Origin of the sequence: Streptosporangium nondiastaticum (assembly GCF_003011965.1) — a bacterium.
GTDB lineage: Bacteria > Actinomycetota > Actinomycetes > Streptomycetales > Streptomycetaceae > Streptomyces > Streptomyces nondiastaticus.
Map to the genome: position 1 here is coordinate 1 of NZ_PXWG01000229.1, position 6,003 is coordinate 6,003.

Genomic DNA, 6,003 nt, shown 5'->3' on the forward strand with positions numbered 1-6,003 from the left:
CGCACCCCCGCACCTCGCGGGGGTGCGGCGCCGGACGCGCACCCGCGCCCCGCAGCAAGCCCGGGGCGCCGGATCTCGACTCGGGGAGGAAACAAGATCATGGGCGTCACGCTCGCCAAGGGAGGCAATGTCTCCCTCTCCAAGGCCGCACCCAACCTCACCAACGTGACCGTCGGTCTCGGCTGGGACGCGCGCTCCACCACCGGAGCCCCCTTCGACCTCGACGCCAGTGCTCTGCTGTGCGCCACGGGCCGTGTGCTCGGCGACGAGTACTTCGTCTTCTACAACAACCTCAAGAGCCCCGAGGGCTCCGTCGAACACACCGGCGACAACCTCACCGGTGAGGGCGACGGCGACGACGAGACGATCCTGGTCGACCTGACCAAGGTCCCCGCCGCCTGCGACAAGATCGTCTTCCCGGTCAGCATCCACGACGCCGATGTCCGCGGCCAGAGCTTCGGCCAGGTCAGCAACGCCTACATCCGCGTCGTCAACCAGGCCGACGGCTCCGAGCTCGCCCGCTACGACCTCAGCGAGGACGCCTCCAGCGAGACGGCGATGATCTTCGGAGAGGTGTACCGCTACGGAGGCGAGTGGAAGTTCCGAGCGGTCGGGCAGGGGTACGCATCAGGCCTGCGCGGCATCGCCCTAGACTTCGGGGTCAACGTTTCGTAAAGCCGCGCACGGCGCGGGGGAAACCCCATAACGAAGGATTGGGTAGCCAGTGCTCCTGAAAACCTTTGGCTGGTCGTTCGCCATCACGGCGGCCGGACTGGCCCTGGCCGGTGTCCTCTGGGGGTGGCAGGGGCTCGCGATCGTCGCGATACTGTCCGTCCTCGAGATCTCGCTCTCGTTCGACAACGCGGTCATCAACGCCGGAATCCTCCGGAAGATGAACCCGTTCTGGCAGAAGATGTTCCTGACCGTGGGCATCCTCATCGCCGTCTTCGGCATGAGGCTCGTCTTCCCGGTCGTCATCGTCGCCATCACGGCGAAGCTGGGTCCGATCGAGGCGGTCAGGGTCGCGATTCAGGACCACGACCGCTACGAAGCCCTCGTCACCAGCGCCCACCCGGCCATTGCCGCCTTCGGCGGCATGTTCCTGCTCATGATCTTCCTGGACTTCATCTTCGAGGACCGGGACATCAAGTGGCTGGCCTGGCTGGAGAAGCCGCTCGCCAAGCTCGGCAAGCTGGACACCCTCTCCGTCGTCGTCTCCCTGGTCGTGCTGATCATCGCCGCCACCACCTTCGCCACCGCGGTTCCGGTGCACGACGGTGAGGGCACGATCGACAAGGCCACCACGGTCCTGCTCGCCGGAATCGGCGGCCTCGTCACGTATCTGATCGTCGGCGGAATCTCCGGCTTCTTCGAGGACCGCCTGGAAGAGGCCGAGGACGACGAGGACGAGGACGGGGCCGTGGAGGACGCGGTGCCCGCCGGTGCGAAGAAGGGCGGCGGCTCGGTCGTCGGCCTCGCCGGCAAGGCCGCGTTCTTCATGTTCCTCTACCTGGAGGTCATCGACGCGTCCTTCTCCTTCGACGGCGTCATCGGCGCCTTCGCCATCACCAACGACATCTTCGTGATGGCCCTCGGTCTCGGCATCGGCGCCATGTACATCCGGTCCCTGACGGTCTTCCTCGTCCGCAAGGGGACCCTGGACGACTACGTCTATCTGGAGCACGGCGCGCACTACGCCATCGGTGCCCTCGCCGTCATCCTGATGATCAGCATCAAGTACGAGATCCCCGAGGTCGTCACGGGTCTCATCGGCGTGGCCCTCATCGGGCTGTCCTTCTTCTCCTCCGTGCTGCGCAACCGCAAGGAGGCGGAGGCCGGAGACGGCTCGGGCAGCAAGGCGGAAGTCACTTCCGGGGTGTGACCCTGGCACATTTGAGGAACGCTCTCAGCGGGGCGGTCGTGAGGCTCACCTCACGGCCGCCCCGCGGCAGTTGAGCGGGAAATGCGCCAGGAAAAGGTGGGGGGTTCGTCGGTCATGGCGGTCTGGGACAGGTTCTTCAGCAACTGGGGGCGCGCGGCCGCGCAGCAGCTCGACTTCGGCGGTGCCAACGGCGCCGTAGAGCTGACCAAGCGTCATCCCTCGTTCTCCCTCACCAAACAGGGAGCGGTCACCGGAAACCTGCGCGTCAACCTCTCCTGGCGGATGCGCACCTCGGACTTCGGCGACAGGGCGGGGCTCGGCCAGGGGCTACGGCACCCCATGCGGAAATTCCGGCCCGAGATGGTGCAGGCGCAGGGCCCGGCCATGGTCAACGTCGACCTCGACCTCGCCTGTCTGTACGAGCTCCAGGACGGCTCCAAAGGCGTGGTGCAGCCCCTCGGCAACATACTGGGCAGCATCAACTCGCCGCCGTACATCCAGCTGAGCGGCGATGACCGCTTCGGCTCGGGCTCGGGCGAGACGATCTACATCAACATGGACCACCGCGCCGACTTCAAACGGCTGCTCGTCTTCGTCTACATCTATGACGGCACCCCGGCGTTCGACCGTACGCACGCCCTCGTGACGCTCTACCCCGGCAACGGCCCCCGGATCGAGATCGCGCTCGACGAGCGCGCACCGGAGGCGCGGTCGTGCGCCGTGGTGATGCTGGAGAACGTCAAGGGCGAGATCGTGCTGCGGCGCGAGATGCGGTACGTGTACGGGTTCCAGGCGGAGCTGGACCGGCTGTACGGGTGGGGGTTGCAGTGGGGGAGGGGGTACAAGACGAAGGTCTGAGCCTGCAGAAAATCAGCCCGTCTGGGGGCACCTCCCAGCGGTAGCTGGGGGAGTTTGAGGACCGGGGTCCGGGGCGGAGCCCCGGGACGGTGCCGCGGAGCCTCGGGCGGTGTTGCGGTGCGCCGCGGTCAGCGGTTCGGCAGGAACTGCGGGCCCTGCGGCGGCAGCCGGAACGAGGGATCCGGCAGCGGCCGGTACTGCGGATACCCGTAGGCGGGCGCCCCCGTGGGCGCAGGCTGGTGCGGGTATCCGTACGCGGGCTGAGGCTGCGACGGCACCGCCGGCGGCACCGTGGGCGGCACGGAAGGCGGCGCGGGGTATCCGTACCCCGGCTGCGGCTGCGGCTGCGGCTGCGGCTGCGGCGCCGGGGCAGGTGCCTGCGCGCCCGTGGCCGCGGCAGCAGGCGCCTCGTCGGGCGCCTGCGTGGGCACCGGCGCCGCAGCCTGCGTGGTCGCGTCCCCGGCGCTTGCGGCGCCTCCGGAGCTCGCGGCGCTTCCGGAGCCGTCCGCGCCGGCCCCGCTCCCGGCCTCTTCCGACTCGTCCACCGAGATGCCGAACTCCGTGGCCAGCCCGACCAGCCCCGAGGCGTAGCCCTGCCCCAGGGCCCGGAACTTCCAGCCCTCCCCGCGGCGGTAGAGCTCGCCGCAGATCATGGCGGTTTCCGAGCCGGTCTCCGGCTGGACCTCGAACAGTGCGAGCGGCTCGCCGCTCTGCCCCGCGGGAACCGCCGCGGCGTCGTAGAGCAGCACGCACAGATCCCGCACGCGGCCGAAGTCGCCCCCGTCCGCGGAGGCGGCCAGCACGACGCGGTGCACGGACGGCTCCAGCGCGCCGAGGTCGGTCTCGATCGCGTCGGTCAGGCCCTCGACCAGCCGCTTCTTCGGCAGGTGGCGGACCGCGCCGGAGGGATGCCGGGGCTGGTTGTAGAAGACGAAGTCCTCGTCCGAGCGGACGCGGCCGTTCTCGCCCACGAGCAGGGCGGAGGCATCCACGTCCGGGACGCCCGGGCCGGGGGTCCAGCGCAGTACGGCCCGCACGGCGCGGGCGTCCAGCGGGATGTTCGACCCCTTCAGCATGGCGTGCGTCATGTCCGCAATCCTGCCCTCCCACGGCTCCGGGGGACAACGCAGGGGTCGGCGACGGTGCCGACGATCACGAAACCGGCACATCGCGCACCCGCGGACTCCCCGCTCCGGCATCCCGGCGACTCATACGGGGTCCCAGATTTTCCTGCACTTGGGGAACTCTTGACCCGTCGCCGGACGTACGATAATCGGCCACCTCTGCGCCTGGACGAGCCTGTGCGCGGGTGTGGCCACGGGGAGAGTAATGAGGCATTTCGAACACCTTGCGCCCTCGGTGCGGAATGGGCTGTTCCACCAGGAGCCGGTGACCTTCGACGCCGGTTCCCCGGCCCGTACGCTCTCCGTCGCCCTCGGCGCCACGCTCTACGCTCCCGGCACGCGGCCGTCCCTCGCGGCGGACGTCGTCAAGCAGACCGAACGGGGCGTCGTCTCCATGGTCCTCTGCCTGGAGGACTCCATAGGCGACCACGACGTCACCGCCGCCGAGGAGAACCTCGTCCGGCAGTTCACCGAGCTGGACCGGGCCGGCGCCCCCGCCCCGCTGCTCTTCATCCGCGTGCGCGAACCCGCACAGATCACCGACCTCGTACGGCGCCTCGGGCCCGCCGTCCGGCTGCTCTCCGGCTTCGTCCTCCCCAAGTTCACCGAGGACCGCGGCGTCCCCTTCCTGGAGGCCCTCACCGAAGCCGAAGCCGAGTGCGGGCAGCGGCTCTTCGCCATGCCCGTCCTCGAATCACCCGAACTGCTCCACCTGGAGACGCGGCGCGAGACCCTCGCCGGGATCTCCCGCACCGTGGACAAGTACCGCGAGCGGGTGCTCGCCCTCCGGCTCGGCGTCACCGACTTCTGCTCCGCCTACGGGCTGCGGCGGGCACCCGACATGACCGCGTACGACGTGCAGATCGTCGCATCCGTGATCGCCGACGTGGTGAACGTGCTCGGGCGGGCGGACGGCAGCGGGTTCACCGTCACCGGCCCCGTGTGGGAGTACTTCAGACAGCACGAGCGGATGTTCAAACCGCAGCTGCGGCGGACGCCCTTCGCCGGGCCCGCGGAGGAACTGCGCACGGCTCTCATCGAGCACGACATGGACGGGCTGCTGCGGGAGATCCAGCTCGACCGGGCGAACGGGCTCCAGGGCAAGACCTGCATCCATCCTTCGCACGTCGCGCCCGTTCACGCCCTGTCCGTCGTCAGCCATGAAGAGTTCAGCGACGCACAGGACATCCTGCGGCCCGAGCGGGACGGCGGCGGCGTGCTGCGGTCCGCCTACACGAACAAGATGAACGAAGTGAAGCCGCACCGGGCCTGGGCCCAGCGGATCATGCTGCGAGCCGAGGTGTTCGGCGTCGCGCGGGAGGACGTGAGCTTTGTGGAACTGCTGGCGGCGAGTGTGCGGGCGGGCGTGTGAACGGGGTCTGGTCGGGACAGTGGGTCGCGGAGCGGCTGGGCGTCACGCTGGACGGTGACGCCCGGCTCCCCGAGCTGCTCGGGCTGGCGCTGCGGCGGAACCCCAAGCGGGCGCATCTGCTCGTGTCCAACGTGCTGGGCAAGCACGTGCCGGCGTCTCCCGCGGTGGTGTACGGATCCGGGTTCGGGCTCGGGCGCCGCGTCCGCGAGCTGCTCGGCGACGCGGAGGCGGCGCGGGCCGTCGTCCTGGGGTACGCCGAGACGGCCACGGGTCTGGGGCACGCCGTCGCCGACGGGCTGGGGCTCGCCCCGTACCTGCACTCGACGCGGCGGGCCGTGGCCGGGGTCGCGCCGGTCGGGGGCTTCGAGGAGGAGCACAGCCACGCCACGTCGCACCTGCTGCTGCCGGAGGACCCGGAGTTCTTCGCCGGGGACGGGCCGCTGGTCCTCGTCGACGACGAGTTCTCCACGGGGCGGACGGTTCTGAACACGATCGCCGCCCTCCATGCGCGGTTCCCGCGCTCGCGGTACGTGGTCGTTGCGCTGGTCGACATGCGGTCGGATGAGGACCGGGCTCGCTTGGCCGGGTTCGCGGCGGAGCTCGGGGCCCGGGTGGATCTGGTGGCGTCGGCCTCGGGCACGGTGCGGTTGCCGGAGGGCGTGCTGGAGCGGGGGCAGGAGCTGGTTGCGGAGCGGGAGCTGCTTGCGGGGCAGGAGGCGTTGGCGGGTGCCGGTGCGTCCGGGGGCCGGGGGCGGGGGCTCCGGGGT

6 protein-coding genes are annotated in these 6,003 nt (G+C 70.1%); 5 read left to right on the plus strand and 1 reads right to left on the minus strand.

The window, feature by feature from the left end; translation table 11 throughout:
- Positions 1-99 precede the first annotated feature (99 nt).
- From B7P34_RS34625 to B7P34_RS34635, 3 genes are all read left to right on the plus strand, one after another.
- Complete coding sequence (locus tag B7P34_RS34625) at positions 100-675, plus strand: TerD family protein (RefSeq protein ID WP_030369881.1); 576 nt, start codon at positions 100-102, stop codon at positions 673-675.
- A gap of 49 nt (positions 676-724) precedes the next feature.
- Entirely contained in the window at positions 725-1,882 is a 1,158-nt protein-coding gene (locus tag B7P34_RS34630; protein ID WP_106682114.1) for a DUF475 domain-containing protein, read from the plus strand.
- A gap of 81 nt (positions 1,883-1,963) precedes the next feature.
- Complete coding sequence (locus B7P34_RS34635; protein WP_223268553.1) at positions 1,964-2,740, plus strand: TerD family protein; 777 nt, start codon at positions 1,964-1,966, stop codon at positions 2,738-2,740.
- Between the two features lie 128 nt (positions 2,741-2,868).
- Here the strand turns inward: B7P34_RS34635 and B7P34_RS34640 are convergent, their stop codons facing one another.
- Complete coding sequence (locus B7P34_RS34640) at positions 2,869-3,828, minus strand: TerD family protein (RefSeq protein ID WP_106682116.1); 960 nt, start codon at positions 3,826-3,828, stop codon at positions 2,869-2,871.
- A gap of 241 nt (positions 3,829-4,069) precedes the next feature.
- Between B7P34_RS34640 and B7P34_RS34645 the strand changes: the two genes are divergently transcribed.
- Positions 4,070-5,236 carry an HpcH/HpaI aldolase/citrate lyase family protein gene (locus B7P34_RS34645; protein WP_106682117.1) on the plus strand — a complete coding sequence of 389 codons (1,167 nt, stop codon included), beginning with the start codon at positions 4,070-4,072 and terminating at the stop codon, positions 5,234-5,236.
- The coding region (locus B7P34_RS34650; RefSeq protein WP_189383274.1) for a phosphoribosyltransferase domain-containing protein at positions 5,233-6,003 on the plus strand (771 nt) is incomplete at its 3' end. The genes B7P34_RS34645 and B7P34_RS34650, both read left to right, overlap by 4 nt.